Annotated in this window: 16 protein-coding genes; 15 read left to right on the top strand and 1 reads right to left on the bottom strand. The window is 36.1% G+C overall.

Annotation, left to right across the window (positions count from 1 at the left end):
* Window positions 1-9: 9 nt before the first annotated feature.
* From ilvB to ilvC, 3 genes are all read left to right on the top strand, one after another.
* Window positions 10-1,758 (top strand): biosynthetic-type acetolactate synthase large subunit, encoded by a 1,749-nt coding sequence (ilvB, locus tag DB895_RS10990; RefSeq protein ID WP_116725461.1) that lies wholly within the window; start codon window positions 10-12, stop codon window positions 1,756-1,758.
* An 11-nt stretch (window positions 1,759-1,769) separates the two neighbouring features.
* The gene (gene ilvN / locus DB895_RS10985) at window positions 1,770-2,357 is read left to right on the top strand and encodes an acetolactate synthase small subunit (protein WP_208012162.1); all 588 of its coding nucleotides are present in this window, start codon (window positions 1,770-1,772) and stop codon (window positions 2,355-2,357) included.
* 114 nt (window positions 2,358-2,471) lie between these two features.
* Window positions 2,472-3,950 (top strand): ketol-acid reductoisomerase, encoded by a 1,479-nt coding sequence (gene ilvC / locus DB895_RS10980; RefSeq protein ID WP_116725413.1) that lies wholly within the window; start codon window positions 2,472-2,474, stop codon window positions 3,948-3,950.
* A gap of 332 nt (window positions 3,951-4,282) precedes the next feature.
* On the opposite strand, the gene DB895_RS10975 is transcribed toward ilvC, so the two are convergent.
* The gene (locus DB895_RS10975; protein ID WP_116725412.1) at window positions 4,283-4,630 is read right to left on the bottom strand and encodes a helix-turn-helix transcriptional regulator; all 348 of its coding nucleotides are present in this window, start codon (window positions 4,628-4,630) and stop codon (window positions 4,283-4,285) included.
* A gap of 156 nt (window positions 4,631-4,786) precedes the next feature.
* Here DB895_RS10975 and DB895_RS10970 point away from each other — a divergent pair, with 156 nt between their 5' ends.
* From DB895_RS10970 to rpsU, 12 genes are all read left to right on the top strand, one after another.
* On the top strand, window positions 4,787-5,017 hold the full coding sequence (locus tag DB895_RS10970) for a hypothetical protein (RefSeq protein WP_116725411.1): 231 nt from the start codon (window positions 4,787-4,789) through the stop codon (window positions 5,015-5,017).
* Window positions 5,018-5,305: 288 nt separating this feature from the next.
* Window positions 5,306-5,947 (top strand): hypothetical protein, encoded by a 642-nt coding sequence (locus DB895_RS10965; protein ID WP_133242668.1) that lies wholly within the window; start codon window positions 5,306-5,308, stop codon window positions 5,945-5,947.
* Complete coding sequence (locus DB895_RS10960) at window positions 5,947-6,471, top strand: TlpA family protein disulfide reductase (protein ID WP_166426966.1); 525 nt, start codon at window positions 5,947-5,949, stop codon at window positions 6,469-6,471. The genes DB895_RS10965 and DB895_RS10960 overlap by 1 nt, the downstream gene beginning before the upstream one ends.
* A 49-nt stretch (window positions 6,472-6,520) precedes the next feature.
* Complete coding sequence (locus DB895_RS10955) at window positions 6,521-8,671, top strand: peptidase domain-containing ABC transporter (RefSeq protein ID WP_116725408.1); 2,151 nt, start codon at window positions 6,521-6,523, stop codon at window positions 8,669-8,671.
* Between the two features lie 664 nt (window positions 8,672-9,335).
* Complete coding sequence (locus tag DB895_RS10950; RefSeq protein ID WP_116725407.1) at window positions 9,336-11,279, top strand: putative porin; 1,944 nt, start codon at window positions 9,336-9,338, stop codon at window positions 11,277-11,279.
* Between the two features lie 206 nt (window positions 11,280-11,485).
* Entirely contained in the window at window positions 11,486-12,847 is a 1,362-nt protein-coding gene (locus DB895_RS10945) for a pyridoxal-phosphate dependent enzyme (protein ID WP_116725406.1), read from the top strand.
* Between the two features lie 226 nt (window positions 12,848-13,073).
* Entirely contained in the window at window positions 13,074-13,556 is a 483-nt protein-coding gene (locus DB895_RS10940; protein WP_116725405.1) for a 3'-5' exonuclease, read from the top strand.
* Window positions 13,557-13,742: 186 nt separating this feature from the next.
* Window positions 13,743-15,050, top strand: a complete 1,308-nt coding sequence (locus DB895_RS10935; RefSeq protein ID WP_116725404.1) for a DUF2851 family protein — start codon at window positions 13,743-13,745, stop codon at window positions 15,048-15,050.
* A gap of 34 nt (window positions 15,051-15,084) precedes the next feature.
* Window positions 15,085-15,312: a PspC domain-containing protein gene (locus tag DB895_RS10930; RefSeq protein WP_116725403.1), complete on the top strand. Its 228-nt coding sequence runs from the start codon at window positions 15,085-15,087 to the stop codon at window positions 15,310-15,312.
* 15 nt (window positions 15,313-15,327) lie between these two features.
* A complete protein-coding gene (locus DB895_RS10925; RefSeq protein WP_116725402.1) occupies window positions 15,328-16,203 on the top strand; it encodes a ComEA family DNA-binding protein in 876 nt (291 codons plus the stop codon).
* A 17-nt stretch (window positions 16,204-16,220) separates the two neighbouring features.
* Window positions 16,221-17,363, top strand: a complete 1,143-nt coding sequence (locus tag DB895_RS10920) for an acyl-CoA dehydrogenase family protein (RefSeq protein ID WP_116725401.1) — start codon at window positions 16,221-16,223, stop codon at window positions 17,361-17,363.
* 291 nt (window positions 17,364-17,654) lie between these two features.
* Window positions 17,655-17,849, top strand: coding sequence for a 30S ribosomal protein S21 (gene rpsU, locus DB895_RS10915; protein ID WP_116725400.1), 195 nt, complete (start codon window positions 17,655-17,657; stop codon window positions 17,847-17,849).
* Window positions 17,850-17,927: the final 78 nt, after the last annotated feature.

Raw genomic sequence — 17,927 nt, 5'->3', positions numbered from 1 at the left:
AGCAAAAACATGAAAACGTTAGAGCACTCACAGAAAGAAAATACAGATAAGCCAGCAATAAGCACAACCGGTAGTCTTGCCGTTATTGATGCCTTATTGTCTGAAAAAGTGGATACCGTTTTTGGTTATCCCGGAGGTGCCATTATGCCTATATACGATGCGCTTTATGATTTTAAAGAGAGACTCAATCACATTCTGGTTCGTCATGAACAGGGAGCAATTCATGCAGCCCAAGGGTATGCGAGAGTTAGCGGAAAAACAGGTGTGGTTTTTGCAACCAGCGGACCGGGTGCGACCAATTTGGTAACGGGTCTAGCCGATGCCTTAATAGATTCTACTCCGTTAGTTTGTATTACGGGACAGGTTTTTGCCCATTTATTAGGAACTGATGCTTTTCAGGAAACCGATATTATCAATATAACCACTCCTATTACCAAATGGAATTATCAAGTAACGGATGCCAAAGAAATTCCGGAAATTTTAGCGAAAGCGTTTTATATCGCTAAAAGCGGTCGTCCAGGACCTGTCTTGATTGACATTACTAAAAATGCCCAAATGCAATTGTTCGACTACATTGGTTACAGACCTTGTATTCACGTCAGAAGTTACCGCCCTAAACCTATTGTTCGCCCAGATTATGTTGAAAAAGCGGCAGCATTAATAAACCAAGCTAAAAAACCGTTCGTCATTTTTGGTCAAGGGGTTTTATTGGGCAATGCCGAAAAAGAATTCTTGAACTTTATCGAAAAATCAGGAATACCTACTGCTTGGACTATTATGGGAATGAGTGCCATCCCTACGGATCACCCTCTCGCGGTTGGTATGTTGGGAATGCACGGAAATTATGGTCCAAATTATTTAACCAATGAATGCGACGTCTTGATTGCCGTAGGGATGCGTTTTGACGACAGGGTTACCGGTCGATTAGACAAGTACGCCAAGCAGGCTCAAGTGGTTCATTTGGATATTGATCCTGCCGAAATAGATAAAAATGTTCAAACAACCGTTCCTGTATGGGGAGATTGCAAGGAAACATTGCCGTTGCTTACGGATTTGATTGATAAGAAATCACATCCCGAATGGTTTTCTGAATTTGAGAAAAAGAGAGAAAAAGAGCATACTTCCTTAATCCAAAAAGAACTGAATCCTACTGAGGGTGGTTTGACTATGGGTGAGGTAATCAATGTCCTAAACGAATTGACTGGCGGAGACGCCGTTATTGTGACCGACGTGGGGCAACACCAAATGGTGGCGTGTCGTTATACCAAACAAAATATAAAACGAAGTAATATTACCAGTGGTGGTTTAGGAACCATGGGATTTGCACTTCCTGCAGCCATCGGTGCCAAATTTGGTGCGCCCGAAAGACAGGTCGTTGCCATAATGGGCGATGGTGGTGCACAAATGAACCTTCAGGAATTAGGGACAATCATGCAGTTTCAACCGAATGTTAAAATCCTAATTCTAAACAATAGTTTTTTAGGAATGGTGCGCCAATGGCAAGAACTTTTCCACGAAAAAAGATACTCGTTTACCGACATTCAAAGCCCTGATTTTGTTAAGGTGGCCAATGCCTACAGCATTGATGGGAAACACGTTGCTGTAAGAGAAGAATTAAGACAAAGTTTAAAAGAAATGCTAGACCATCCGTCTTCATTCCTCTTGGAAGTTGCCGTTATTCATGAGGACAATGTATTTCCTATGGTTCCGCAAGGAAAAGGAGTGGCCGAAATTGTATTAAGTAAAGAAGAAATCTAAAATAATCGATAATGAAACAGGAATATACATTAACCATTTACACCGAGAATCAGGTTGGGTTAATCAATAAGATTGCCATCATGTTTTCCAGAAGGAAGATTAATTTAGAAAGCTTAAATACGTCTCCCAGCGAAATTGATAATATCCATCGGTTTACCATTGTTTTAAAAGAAACGGAAGCAGTGGTTAAAAATTTGGTACGCCAAATGGAAAAACTGGTCGATGTTTTTAAGGTAAATTACAACACGAATGATGAGATTATTTGGCAGCAAATAGCCTTGTACAAAGTTCCCACTCCCATCATCATGAAAGAGGTAAAAGTGGAGCGGTTGCTTCGGAAATACGGAGCTAGAACGGTGGTGATTCGAGACGATTACACCGTTTTTGAAACTACGGGTCAAGACGAGGAAGTAGATAATTTATTGAAAGAATTAGATAAATACGGCTTGATTGAGTTTGTGAGAAGTTCCAGAATTGCGATTATAAAATCCAGTGAAGGGGTGCACAAAAAAGTTTTGGATATGGAGAAAAACGATCCTACCAAAAAACCCATCAACAACGAATTTTTGAGTCACAAGAGTATTATTTTTGAAATGTAAATAGAATACAGTTGGCAGCAGGGTATAAGCCTAAAGCCAAAAACAATAATTTAATTAAACACTAACCGCTTAAAGCCTATTGCATATAGCTTAAAGCAAAAATTTTTTAAAAAAATGGCAAATTATTTCAATTCACTTCCACACCGTCTGAAAGTTCAGGAATTAGGAAAATGTGATTTTATGCAAAGCAGCGAATTTACTGATGGAGTAGCTAAACTAATCGGTAAAAAAATTGTAATCATTGGTTGCGGTGCTCAAGGTTTGGCTCAAGGTCAAAACATGCGCGATAGTGGTCTTCACGTAGCCTACGCCTTGCGTCAGGAAGCCATAGACAATAAAAGAGCGTCTTACCAAAATGCGGTTGACAACGGTTTTGAAGTGGGAACTTTTGAAGAAATAATTCCTACTGCCGATTTAGTTTCTAATTTGGCTCCAGACAAGCAACACACAGCTGTAGTAAACAAAATTGTTCCTTTAATGAAAAAAGGGGCTTGCTTGTCTTACTCACACGGTTTTAATATCGTAGAAGAAGGAATGCAAATTCGTAAAGACTTAACCGTGGTGATGATTGCTCCAAAATCTCCGGCTTCTGAGGTGCGTCACGAATATTTACGCGGTTTTGGTGTTCCTACACTAATTGCCGTTCACTCGGATAACGATCCTAACGGAGATGGATTGGAAATCGCAAAAGCGTATTGCGTTGGAACCGGTGGACACAGAGCCGGTGTTTTACTTTCATCATTTGTTGCTGAGGTAAAATCAGATTTAATGGGAGAACAAACCATTCTTTGTGGCTTGTTGCAAACCGGTTCTATTTTGAGTTTCAACAAAATGGTTGAAAAAGGAATTGACGCTGCGTATGCTTCTAAATTAGTACAATACGGTTGGGAAGTAATTACCGAAGCCTTGAAAATTGGTGGTATTACCAACATGATGGATCGTTTATCCAATCCTGCTAAAATTGAAGCGTTCAAAATATCCGAAGAATTAAAAGACATCATGCGTCCGTTGTTCGTGAAACACATGGATGATATCTTGTCAGGCGAATTCTCAAGAATCATGATGGAAGACTGGGCTGCTGGCGACAAAAACTTGTTGACTTGGCGTGAAGCTACCGGTCAAACCGATTTCGAAAAAACACCTGCAGGAAGCATGGAAATTTCGGAACAAGAATATTTTGACAATGCGACTTTGATGGTTGCTTTTGTGAAATCAGGAGTTGAATTGGCTTACGAAACCATGACCGTTTCCGGAATCAAAAACGAATCGGCTTACTACGAGTCCTTGCACGAAACACCACTTATTGCCAACACCATTGCCCGTAAGAAATTGTTCGAAATGAACCGCGTTATTTCTGACACGGCAGAATACGGTTGTTACTTGTTTGATCATGCTTGTAAACCTCTTTTGACGGACTTCATGAAAACGGTAGAGACCAACATCATCGGTAAAAACTTCAACGCTGGAAACAACGGACAAGTGGATAATTTCGAATTGGTAAAAGTAAATGCGGCCATCCGCGAACACTCCATCGAAATTTGTGGTGCCGAACTTCGTGCTGCCATGACGGCCATGAAAAAAATCGTGGAATAAGGAATAATTTTCACACCAATTTGGTGAAAAATACTATTTTTAAAAACCGTAACAGTGATGTTGCGGTTTTTTTTATCCATTTCGATGGCGTTTATATTCTAGTAATTTGGATTGCAAAGACATTACATAATACTAATAGTTATTTATTGCGCTTTTTTCAACTTCAAAAATAAAATTTAGTTTTTGTTAACGCGTCAGTTTAATATTTCAAAATCTATTTTTTTTCAAAAATTACAATCTATATACTTAAGTTTATAAAAATAATAATTGATAGAAATTAACACTATGTTTTACGAGAATATTTTGTTATAACCGCACAAGATTGTTACTATTTAGCTTTTTTGGTTTTTTAATTCGATGATGGTTTCTTTCAATTCTTTTATTCTTTCTTCATATTGCTCTATAAGCTTTTCGGAAAGTTGATTTATATCTAAAGCATTATTGGATACTTTGTATTTTTCATTTGCTCTTAAAATTAATTCTTTTTTAAACAAATCTTCAGGATTTTTTTCAAAAATATCACATATTTTCATTAAATGAATTGCCCAAGACCTACTCTCTCCACTTTCTATACGGGCATAGGTTGATTGCGATAAATTTAAGCTATCTGCAACATGTTCCTGAGACCAGCCTTTGTTTTTACGAAGATTTTTTAAATTAGTAATTACTGTTTTGTTCATTTATTGTTTTATAGTTGTGTTGTTAATGCAAATATAATAAAGTAAATTTGAGATATGTAAAAAGTGGGATAAAATACCCATTTTATAAATAATTAAAAAAGCATATAATAATTACTTTTGTGTTGAAAAATAAACACAATAAATTACTTATAATAAATGAAAAAATTAGAATTAAATCAGATGGAAAATCTGGAAGGTGGCGCAAATACAGGTCGGAAAAATGGTGTAATAACTGGTATTGGAGTTGGATGTGCGGCGATAGGTTTAGCTTCAGTTGCGGCTGGGATTTTTACTTTTGGGGCTGGGACAGTTTTTGGACTAACTTTGGGGGGGGCATTTTGTACAGGAGCTGGTATAGGGGCTCTAGCTTGGGAGATTAATCATTAATAAAAAAAATGAAATGATAACTAAAAAAAGTATTATTATTTGGTCTGTAATTAATGCATTGCTTTTGGGTATTTATACAATTTTTTTGATTTTAGATGGATTTCTTTCAATATCGACTTCAATAATTTGCATATTTACTTTTATATCGACAACATTAATGTTGTATGTGAAATATAAAAATAAAATAATTTAAAAAATAATTTTACATATTTTAATTTTGATAAAATGCGAAAGTCTCAATAAAAATATTTTTTTGAGACTTTTTTATATTTTTAAGAACTATCTAAAATGAGGTTTAGACAAATGTTTTTTTTGCACATATCATTACTTTCAGTATTACTTATAACTATTAATTATTTTTTAAATAATATACTTAATACTGAAAAACTATTATATGATTCATTATTTAATAAATTAACAGGAAATCAATTAAATCAATATTTTGAATTTAAAAATAAATGGAGATTGATTTCGTACATTTTTATCCCCTTTTTTTATATACTTAAAACATCTTTAATAACTTCTACGGTTTCTGTTGGAGCTTATTTTTTTTGCAATAAAGAGGTTAAATATAAATATTTTTGGAGCGTTATTGTTAAAGGAGAATATATATACCTACTTGTTGGTATTACAAAAATAATTTGGTTCTACTTTTTTCAACCTAATTTTACCATTGAGGATATTCAATATTTTTATCCACTTTCAGCACTAAATATTACGGGATATAAAGGATTAGATCCTTGGTTAATTTATCCTTTTCAAGTATTAAACATTTTTGAGCTGGCTTATATTATTTATTTATCCTACCAAATAGGCTATTTAACAAAAACAAATGCCGATAATGGACTAAAAATAGTTTGTTATAGTTATTTGCCTGCATTATTGTTATGGGTTACAGTCGTAATGTTTTTTACTCTAAACTATTCATAATGAAAAAATATTTTAAAATTACTTTCCTCATTCTATTTTTAGGACTGTTTGCTTTTATGAGTTATGAGATTATTTCTAAAATAAATCATAAAAAGGCAATTGACGAAAACATTAAAACCATTCCCGAGTTTCAATATCTAAAATTAGATGGCTCTGTTTTTTCTAATAAAAGCCTAAAGCAAGACACGGCTACTATTTTCTTATACTTTAATAGTGAATGCGAGCATTGCCAAGCCGAAGCGCAAATGGTAAGTGAAAATAGAGAAAAGTTTAAGCCCTTTCAACTCGTTTTCATTTCATTTGAAACGCTTTATAAAATTAAAAATTTTGCAATACAGTATAAACTAATAGGTTATGGCAATATTCATTTTTTATGTGATTCTAAAGTTACTTTTGCCACTACATTTGATGTTAAATCAGTTCCTAGCCTGGTGCTTTATGACAAAAATGACCATTTAATTGAAAAAATTAAAGGACAGATAAAAGCAGAAGTACTTTTGAGAAAATTTCGTATTACAAATTAAGAATGTAATTTCAATCAGTAGATTGCTTCGTTCCTTGCAACACTAAAAAATGGATTTAAAACATATAGAGAAAACGCACATGCTACAACTTGACCAGTCAGATTGCGGCGTTGCTTGTTTAATGAGCCTTATAAAATGGTATGAAGGTAACCAGTCTATCGAGAAATTGCGAGAGTTGAGTGGCACAACAAAACAAGGCACAACTCTATTAGGACTGTATCAAGTAGCCAACCAAATTGGGTTTATGGCTGAGGGTTGTGAAGCCGATTTGAACGCTTTAATTGAACATAAACAACCTGTTATTCTGCATGTTCTTATTGAAAAACAATTGCACCATTATGTGGTTTGTTATGAATACAGCAAAGAAAAAGGGTTTTTAATTGGCGACCCTGCAATGGGAATATATTATTTAAGTAAGAGCGAGTTGGAAGCCATTTGGGTTTCTAAAAGCTGTTTAACGCTAGAGCCTAACAAACAATTTGTAAAAGAAAAAACAGCTAAGAATTCTCAAAGAAAATGGTTTTTTAATTTGTTAAAAGAAGATTACAAACTACTTTGGATTTCGGTTTTACTGGGTGCTTTTGTGGCTGGTTTAGGAATGGCAATGTCATTATTTTCTCAAAAATTGATAGATGATATTTTGCCATCTCACAATATAAAAAAACTAATTTCTGGAATTGTTTTATTGGCTATTCTTCTTATAGCAAGAGTTGGCATTTCTGTTTTAAGAGAGTTTTTTTTACTGCAACAATCTAAAGATTTTAATAATAGAATTAATACTCAATTTTTTTCTTCAATATTATATTTGCCAAAACCTTTTTTTGATACTAGAAAAATAGGTGAACTTGTAGCGCGATTAAATGATACACAACGTGTGCAACACGTTATTAAAATGCTGGCAAGTAGTTTAATTATTGACGTTTTGGTTTCTATAATTTCCTTATTTTTCTTATTTGGTTATTCCTGGAAATTAGGATTATTTTCATTGTTAAGTTTACCAATTTACTTTTACATCATTTATAGAAGCAACAAGAAAATTGTCAATTCACAAAAAGAAGTTATGCAGAGTTATGCTTTTAATGAAAGCAATTATATTAGCACAATTCAAGGAATTGCAACTATAAAAAATGATAATAAACAAGCGGTTTTTGAAAAAACAAATGAGGTTATTTTTGCAGGCTTTCAAGAAAAGTTATTCAATCTAGGAAAAATATATATCACATTGTCATGGCAATCAGGTTTGGCAAGTGTTTTCTTTTTGATTGGGGTTTTAGTTTATACCTCTATTGAGGTCTTTAATAAAGAAATCAAATTAGGAGAGTTGATGGCAATTCTTGGAATTGTTGGTTCATTATTGCCTTCTATTGCTAATATAGCTTTAATTGCTATTCCAATAAACGAAGCAAAAATTGCTTTTAATAGAATGTATGAATTTGCTTCTATTGAAAAAGAGAAAGAAGAAGGAGTTATAATAACTGAAATAAACACTATTAAAATTCAAAATCTATCGTTTCGTTTTGCAGGAAGAAGTGAGTTGTTTGCCAATGTAAACATCAATATTGAAAAAGGTAAGTTTACCGCTATTGTTGGAGAAAGCGGTGGTGGTAAAAGTACTTTAGGGCAAATTTTACAACGTTTTTACAGTTTTGAAAACGGAAATATTGTTATTAATAACACTTTTCAACTCCCCGAAATTAACTTGAAAAGTTATAGAAACTTGATTGGTGTTGTTCCTCAAGAAGTAACTATTTTTAACGGGAATGTTATAGATAATATTTTATTAGGCGAGGTCACAACCCCTGAAAATATAATTTCTTTTCTGACTGCTTTTGGATTTCATGCTTATTTTAATCTATTACCTCAAGGATTGGCGACTCTTCTTGGTGAAGAAGGGATTAATTTGAGTGGTGGGCAAAAACAAATTATTGCTTTAGCAAGGGTTTTGTATAAAAAGCCTCAGTTTTTAATTCTTGATGAGGCAACATCATCAATGGATAGAAATACTGAAAACTTTACAATGAATTTATTTGAAAAGATTAAGCCTAATTGTGCTATTTTTTTTATTTCACATCGTTTAAACGCCTTGAGGAAAAATGCTGATGTTGTTTATGTTTTAGATAATAAAACGATTACACATTGTGGGAATCATAATGAATTGATGAAAAGTGATAATTTTTATAGTGAGTATTGGGTTTCATAGAAAATAATGTATTAGAAATGTTTTGTATTAATTAAATATTTTGAAATTTCATCAAATTTTAGAGCCAATTTTTTTTTTCGTCTGTAATTATTGTCTTTAATATTTCATGTTGCTAGCAAATGGAATAAATTCACTTCTTCGAACTTGGCAATGTGTAGTTGCTCTAAGACAAATTCCCACCTCCCAGCAATAGCAAAAACGGCATTAACATATTTGAAGCAATAAACGAACAGTACAGTTTTTAAACCCAATCAGGATTTCAAACGCCAACGCGTTCAAAAACGTCAAATTTGACGTCACCGACCCTAAATTTGACCCCATAACACGTCAAATTTGACGTCAGGAACGTCAAATTTGGGGTTCTCGACGTCAAATTTGACACCACAGTACGTCAAATTTGACCCTAACAACGTCAAGTTTGACGTTTAGAACCAATGTTTGCGGCACTTGACATTGTTTTGTGCAAACGCAATGCAAAAGGGAACTCCCGTTTGACTGCTTAGGGGCAAAACGATCAGGCACTTCCGTTACAAACAATAAAATGTAGAAAGTTCGGACGAAGGGTTCCTTGATTTTCATCAACTCTGGTTTTAAATCATAAGTTTTATTTCTATTTTATGCTATTTACAAACAAAAGGCTATTTTTGTTCCATATAACCTATTTATGAGAATTGTATTTTCGGCTTTATCTTTACTTTTTACCCTTTTTGTTTTTTCGCAACAGCCTGCGACGGAAAAACCCAAAAAGAGTCTTATCAAATCAGCGGAGCAAAAAGCCAAAGAACTTGCTCAAAAAGCCCCTATCACTTCCTACCGAATCATCTCTTTGGAACGGGATACTACCTATGTCGACACTTCGCTGACCATAAAAAAAGAATACGAGTACAATTACCTGCGCAAGGATAATTTTGGACTTTTGCCATTCGCCAACGAAGGCCAAACCTACAACACCTTGCAATTTGGCTTAAACGCCTTTTCGCCCTATCCCGAATTTGGGTACAAAGCCAAACATTTCAATTATCTGGAAGCCAACAAAATCAATTATTATTCTGTGGCAACACCGTTAACGGAAATGTATTTTAAAACCGTGATGCAGCAGGGTCAAAGCTCAGACGTCCTCATCACATTAAATACTTCGGAACGTTTAAATTTTTCGATGGCCTATAAGGGCTTGCGATCTTTAGGGAGGTATATCAACCAATTGTCCAGTACCGGAAATTTTAGATTCACCACAAGCTATGCCACTAAAAATAAGCGTTATTTTTTAAATGCGCATTACACGGGGCAGGATTTCCTTAATGGAGAAAACGGCGGAATCACCACATTAGAAGATTTTGAAAGCAAAAATTCCGACTATAAAGAAAGACAACGGTTGGAGGTGTATTTAAAAGATGCCAAAACCTTCATGAAAGGCAAACGGATCTTTTTTGACCATAATTTTAGAGTCAACACAACCCAGGGCAACAACAATCTATGGATTACCCATCAGTTCAATTATGAAAACAAGTTTTTCGAATACAACCAGGCTACTGTAACTTCAACCATTGGCGACAAAAGCATCAATAGATTTGGAGATCCTTTTGTTTCAAGCGGCATCAACGACCAGGTTCGCTACAACAAAATGTACAATAAAGTGGGCGCAGTTTATGAAAACACCACTCTAGGCAAGTTTCAGTTTTTTGTTGACGATTTTAGATACAATTATTATTACAATGCCATTTTTGTGCTTTCCAATCAAGTTATTCCGAGTTCCATAAACGATAACATCAACTCTTTTGGTGCGCAATATGAATACCGTAAAAAGAAATGGAACGGCGTATTTTTATATTCCAACTCTATTACGAATCAGTCTTTGACAAACATCGACGGAAGTCTGAAATATAAAATTAATGATAAAAACCAACTGTCATTTCAATACCAAAACATGAATAAATTGCCCAATCACATTTACAATCTGCATCAAAGCAGCTATGTGAACTACAATTGGTTCAATAATTTCAAAAACGAGAAAATTAACAACATCCAAATCAATGCCAACACGCAATGGTTTAACGCCACATTGCAAGCGGCAACGCTCAATGATTTCCTGTATTTTGAGGACAAAAGCACGAATGACAGCATTCAATTGGTGACTCCAAAACAGTACGCCAACACCATTAATTATCTGTCGGTAAAAGTCAACAAGGAAATCAAATTCTGGAAATTGGCGCTAGACAACACTGTGCTGTACCAGAAAGTAGACCAGCAAAACGACGTTTTAAACGTGCCGCGATTGGTAACCAGAAACACGCTGTATTGGTCTGATTATTATTTCAAAAAAGCGCTCTACCTCCAAACGGGAATTACCTTTAACTATTTTACAAAATACTACGCCAACAATTATAACCCCGTTATTGCAGAGTTTTTTGTTCAAAACAAAAAAGAAATAGGCGACTTTGCTAATTTCGATTTCTTCGTCAATGCCCGAATTCGTCAAACCCGAATTTTCGTGAAAGCGGAGCATTTCAATTCCGCATTGTCCAATACCAATGCCTTTTATTCCGCACCCAATTACCCGTACCGCGATTTCCTGATTCGTTTTGGACTGGTTTGGAATTTCTTCCAATAGTTTTCCGTAATAATAAACAGAAATTGAATCTATTTTTTTTTTGGGCGTGAAAACGCGCTGTCTGCTGTATCCACGCCCAAAAGCGTGGGATGCCGCTTCCATCCCGCACGCAATCTTAACAAAACGATAAGGGGTACTTTTATAACAAATTCTTATATTTGGGAGCCGAATGGTTATAATTCAGTAAAAAATAATCCGAAACAGATATGAAATATTCAGAAAACATATTAGGAACCATTGGCAATACGCCATTAGTCAAGTTAAATAAAGTGACCGCCGAAATCGATGCTTTGGTCTTGGCCAAAGTAGAGACTTTCAATCCCGGAAATTCTGCCAAGGACCGAATGGCCGTTAAAATGGTGGAAGACGCCGAAGCTGACGGACGCTTACAACCAGGGGGAACCATCATCGAAGGGACTTCCGGGAATACCGGTATGGGGCTGGCATTAGTGGCCATCATCAAAGGATACAAACTCATCTGTGTAATTTCAGACAAACAATCCAAAGAAAAAATGGATATACTCCGTGCCGTGGGCGCCAAGGTTGTCGTTTGCCCTACTGATGTGGATCCTACCGATTCCCGTTCCTATTATTCGGTTTCCAAAAGACTAGCTTTAGAAACGCCCAATTCGTGGTACGTCAATCAATATGACAATCCATCCAATTCCATAGCGCATTATGAACAAACCGGTCCCGAAATTTGGGAACAAACCGAGGGTAAAATCACGCATTTTGTGGTTGGAGTAGGAACGGGTGGCACCATATCTGGTGTGGCCAAATATTTAAAAGAGAAAAATTCCAACATCAAAATTTGGGGCATTGATACCTACGGATCCGTTTTTAAGAAATACCACGAAACCGGAATTTTCGATGAAAACGAAATCTATTCTTATATCACCGAAGGAATCGGGGAGGACATTCTCCCTAAAAATGTTGACTTTTCCCTGATTGATGGTTTTACAAAAGTAACCGATAAGGACGCTGCGGTTTATACCCGTAAAATTGCGCTGGAAGAAGGGATATTTGTGGGAAATTCAGCCGGTGCGGTGGTAAAAGGCGTATTGCAACTCAAAGAACACTTCAAGCCCGAAGATGTAATTGTCGTTATGTTTCACGATTCCGGAAGCCGTTATGTGGGTAAAATGTTCAATGACGATTGGATGCGGGAACGCGGTTTTCTGGATGAAGACATTACGAAGGCCGAAGACGTCATTAAAGACTACATCCAAAAGCCGCTGATTGTGGTGCGAACCGAAGAATTGGTTTCGCACGCCATAGAACGGATGCGCAAATACAAAATATCGCAAATTCCGGTAATAGACATCACTGGATTTGTGGGCTCTGTAGACGAGAGTGATTTGTTCCAAAGTTATGTTGCCGATAAAAATGTAGCCGACAAACCCATCAAAGAAGTGATGGGAAAACCGTTCCCAATTGTAAAACTGGGAACACCCATTGAAGTGCTTTCCCGATTATTCACCAAAGAAAACGACGCCGTTTTAGTGGATTTAGAAAACGGGAACCACCATATTATCACAAAATCGGATATTATTGGGTCGATAAAGTAAGACGTGATACTATGTTTAAATACGATATGATTGATTCTATACAGTAAATCATTATATATTATCACTTACTACATATAGACGATTATTATAAAAACTTGAACAGATTGGGATTGTTTTACGTATCCCTAGATTATTCTAAAGCGATGCCTTTTCTGGAAATGCTGCCCAAATCATTGTTGTTATAAATCTGAAATCAAGAATCGTTAATCCTAAATCTGAAATCAAATTGACCTTCACCGCCATAGATTTTGAAACTGCCACAGCCTATCATCCGTGTTCCGTTGGGATTGTCACCGTAGAAAACGGTGTGATTGTCGATGAGTTTGTCACGTTAATCAAGCCGCCCAAGAACGAATATTCTCCTTATACAATTGCCGTTCACGGAATTTACCCTCGCGACACCATGAACGCGAAAACCTTTTCACAGGTGTATCCGGAAATCCAAAAACGGCTCGAAAACAGGGTAGTGGTGGCACATAATGAAAGTTTTGACCGAAACGTACTTGCGAAATCTATGGCACTTTACGGTTTGAATTATGCCGATTTGAATATCGCTTCCCGTTGGGAATGCACCGTAAAAATATACAAATCTAAAGGGATTGTGCCAACCAAATTAAGCGATTGTTGCCGCGAAATGAATATAAAATTAAACCACCACGAAGCATTGTCTGATGCTAGGGCTTGCGCCAAATTGTACATGTTGCGGTAATAAATGTGAATTTACATGCGGTTTTGGCTCCCTCTCCTTTGCTTCGCCAGTTCGCTGTCGCTCGTGTGGAGAGGGTTGGGGGTGAGGATTTTGTTTCATTTATTTTTCCGGAGAATTTGTTAAATTTTTACTACTTTAGTCTTTCGGTCTAACAATCCAAAATTCTAACGTTCTAACAATCGAATCATGAAAGAAGATTTTCTCCATTACCTCTGGAAATTCAAAAAGTTTGACACTGCAAATTTGACAACTTCAAATGGAGAAGCGGTTACCATCCTAAACGGCGGACAGTATTTGCAACTTGCCGGGCCAGATTTTTTCAACGCACAACTCACCATTGCCAATCAAAAATGGGCTGGAAATGTAGAAATTCACATCAAATCTTCTGATTGGTACGTGCACCATCACGAACGTGATGAGGCCTATGAAAACGTCATTCTTCATGTGGTTTGGGAACACGACACCGAAATTTTTAGGAAAAACAATACCGAGATTCCGGTTTTGGAATTGAAGAATTATGTTTCTAAGGAAACGTTAGATAACTATCAATCTTTGATGACGCCAAAATCATGGATCTTCTGCGAAAAACAATTGGGTTCCATTGATGCTTTTATGCTGAGCAACTGGCAGGAACGCTTGTTTTTTGAGCGCTTGGAGAGAAAGTCAAAACATATCGAAGAACTATTGGCGCAAACCAACCACGATTGGGAAGCGGTGCTGTTTTGTCTTTTGGCAAAGAACTTCGGGTTGAATACGAACGGAGAATTGTTTTTGAAAATCGCGCAATCCATCCCGTTTACCATTGTTAGAAAAGAAAGTTTTGAAATTGAAAACCTCGAGGCCCTTCTTTTTGGAATGGCGGGTTTGTTAAACGGCGAAAAAGAAGACAGCTATTTTAAAGATTTAGTGTCGAGGTTCGATTATATGTCGCACAAATACCAACTGGAAAAATCGGTTTTCGAACCCGTTCAGTTTTTTAAACATCGGCCTGACAATTTCCCGACGATTCGATTGTCACAATTGGCAAGTGTATACCACAGCAAACAAAATTTATTCTCCAAAGTGATTGAAGCAAATTCGGTACAAGAAATTCATGCTGTTTTTCGGGTTTCCGTTTCAAATTATTGGCAAACCCATTATTTGTTTGACAAGGAAAGCAGCAAGAAAAAGAAATCGCTTTCTGCTTCTTTCATCGATTTAATTATCATAAACACTATTGTTCCGGTTCAGTTTGCGTATTCAAAAAGCCAAGGCAAAGAAATTTCAGAGCATTTAATAGCCCTACTGCAAGATGTCACTCCTGAAAGCAATGGCATCATCCAAAAGTTTGACGCTTTTGGGATTAAATCTAAAAACGCATTTGAAACCCAATCGGTATTGCAGCTCAAAAGTGAATATTGCAACAAAAGTAAATGCTTGGAATGCGCCATCGGAATGGAATTACTGAAAAATAATCAGTACATTAGCGAAGAAGATAACCAGATAATTTTGTAAGTTTACAGTAACAATAAATCAACGAGTAGTCCAAATGACTTTTGTAATCCGACTCAAATATTTCTTCGAAAAATATGGTTTTCATGTTTCCTCTCGATTGGCCGACAAGTTGGGGATGCGCGCTAATAGTGTACGATTGTTTTTTATTTATATCTCTTTTGTAACTGCGGGACTTTGGTTCGGGGTTTATCTCACTTTGGCATTTTGGATTCGACTTAAAGACTTAGTTCGGGCGAAACGTAGCTCTGTTTTCGATTTGTAAATTTAATTCCAGTTCATGAACTTTACCACGTTTAAATCGTATTTCAAATATACTTCGGCACAGCGAAGCGGAATTTTCATGTTGTTGTTCCTAATAATAATTCTGCAATTGCTTTATTTCTTTGTCGATTTTACGGCTGTCGAGACAACAAACCCCGATAAGCAACAATGGCTTTCTTTTCAAAACCAAATAGATGCTGCAAAACAGGAAAAAAGGGATTATGTACCAAAGATTTATCCTTTCAATCCCAATTTTATAACTGATTTTAAAGGTTACAGACTCGGTATGTCCACTCAAGAAATTGACAGATTACTCGAATTTAGGAAAACAAATAAATACGTCAATTCGGCTCAAGAATTTCAAGCGGTAACCAAAGTTTCAGACTCGCTGTTAAACGTAATTTCTCCCTATTTTAAATTTCCGGATTGGGTAAATAATAAAAAAAATTTCAAGTCATTTCCAAAATCAACTTTCGATAAGAAAGAAAAAATTACTGTTTTAGACATCAACCAAGCCACTCAAGAGGATTTAAAAAAAATATACGGTATAGGAGATGGGTTATCGGAGCGGATACTTAAAGAGAAAGAAAAACTGGGAGGCTTTGTCAGTATGGAACAAATGAATGACGTTTGGGGTTTATCGCCAGAAGTGGTGCAAAAGTTAAACGAACATTTTAAAATTAAGGGGCAGCCCGCAGTAAAAAAGCTAAACATCAATAACGCTTCCGTAAAGGAACTAATGCAATTTCCTTATTTTAGATATGCCCTCGCCAAATCCATTGTGACCTACAGGAGCATGAATGGGGAGATTAAAAATACTGCGGATTTAATAAAGATTAAGGATTTTCCTGCTGAAAAAATCAATATAATTACACTATATTTGGAATTCTAATAAAAATAGCTGCTAAAATGAACTTTGACTATAACGAAACCCAAGTACTAATTGCCCAATCAATTCGAGATTTCGCCGAGCAGCACATGCGCCCAAACATCATGAAATGGGATGAGGCGCAAATTTTCCCTGTTGATTTATTCAAGAAATTAGGAGAGATGGGTTTCATGGGTGTTTTGGTTCCGCATGAATTAGGAGGTTCTGGATTGGGTTACCACGAATACATTACCATTATTGAGGAAATATCTAAAGTGGATCCGTCAATAGGATTGTCAGTTGCTGCACATAATTCTTTGTGTACCAATCATATTTTGACCTTCGGGAGTGAAGAGCAAAAGCAAAGATGGATTCCAAAATTAGCAACCGGAGAATATATAGGTGCTTGGGGGTTAACTGAACACAATACAGGATCTGATGCAGGCGGAATGAATACTACTGCCGTAAAAGACGGAGAACATTGGATTGTAAATGGCGCAAAGAACTTTATTACACACGCTATTTCTGGAGATATTTCGGTGGTAATTGTTCGAACAGGCGAAAAAGGAGATTCTAAAGGAATGACCGCTTTTGTTTTTGAAAAAGGAACGAAAGGATTTACCTCGGGAAAAAAAGAAAATAAGTTAGGGATGCGCGCCAGCGAAACCGCAGAATTGATTTTTGACAATTGCCGAATTCCCGATGCTAATAGGTTAGGGGAAGTAGGTCAGGGATTTATTCAGGCAATGAAAATTTTAGATGGAGGACGAATTTCCATTGGTGCATTGTCTTTAGGAATCGCCAAGGGAGCTTATGAAGCGGCTTTGAAATATTCTAAAGAGCGACACCAATTTGGCCAAGCCATTTGTGAATTTCAAGGGATTTCATTCAAATTGGTCGACATGGCTACTGAAATTGAAGCTTCGGAATTGTTGTTGCACAAAGCGGCCTTCCTAAAAGAACAACACAAACCAGTTACTACTGCCGGCGCTATGGCAAAAATGTATTCCTCAGAAGTTTGCGTAAAAGTGGCCAACGAAGCCGTTCAAATACATGGGGGTTATGGATATACCAAAGATTATCCAGTAGAGAAATTTTACAGGGATTCAAAATTATGCACTATTGGCGAAGGAACCACAGAGATTCAAAAAGTGGTGATTTCTAGGAATTTGTTGAGAGAGTAGTCATTGCGAGGAACGAAGCAATTTACTCATACAGTCAGGGAATGTCAGTGCAACGTCGTTTGATAAAGATTTTAAATCTGTGCCCACACAGTCTTATCCTGAAATAGCTATAAACAAACAAAGAGTGTATGGAACACCAAGAACAAGAAATTGTATCTGGGCTTTTCCTAACGAAATGGCATCTCTTTAATCTCCATTCTGTTTTCTTTTTTAAAATAATTCACAATTCATAACTCCTAATTCAAAATAATAATTACTTTTGCACCCTTAACGAGAGGAGGTGTCTATATTATGTTAATTATACCAATTAAAGACGGAGAAAATATCGATAGAGCATTAAAGCGCTATAAAAGAAAATTTGATAAAACAGGAACTGTTCGTCAGTTAAGAGCGCGTACTGCTTTTATTAAACCTTCTGTAACCAATAGAATGAAAATCCAAAAAGCGGCCTACATTCAAAACATGAGAGACAATTTAGAAAGTTAGTAATAACTTTTTGAGATACAACCGTTAGTCATTAAAGTTTAATACCTTTGATACTAACGGTTTTTTTATGCACTGTCG

This window comes from Flavobacterium psychrotolerans, from assembly GCF_003097635.1.
Taxonomy (GTDB): Bacteria; Bacteroidota; Bacteroidia; order Flavobacteriales; family Flavobacteriaceae; genus Flavobacterium; species Flavobacterium psychrotolerans.
Note: the sequence above shows the minus strand (reverse complement) of the source record. Positions and strands in the feature narration are given on the sequence as shown.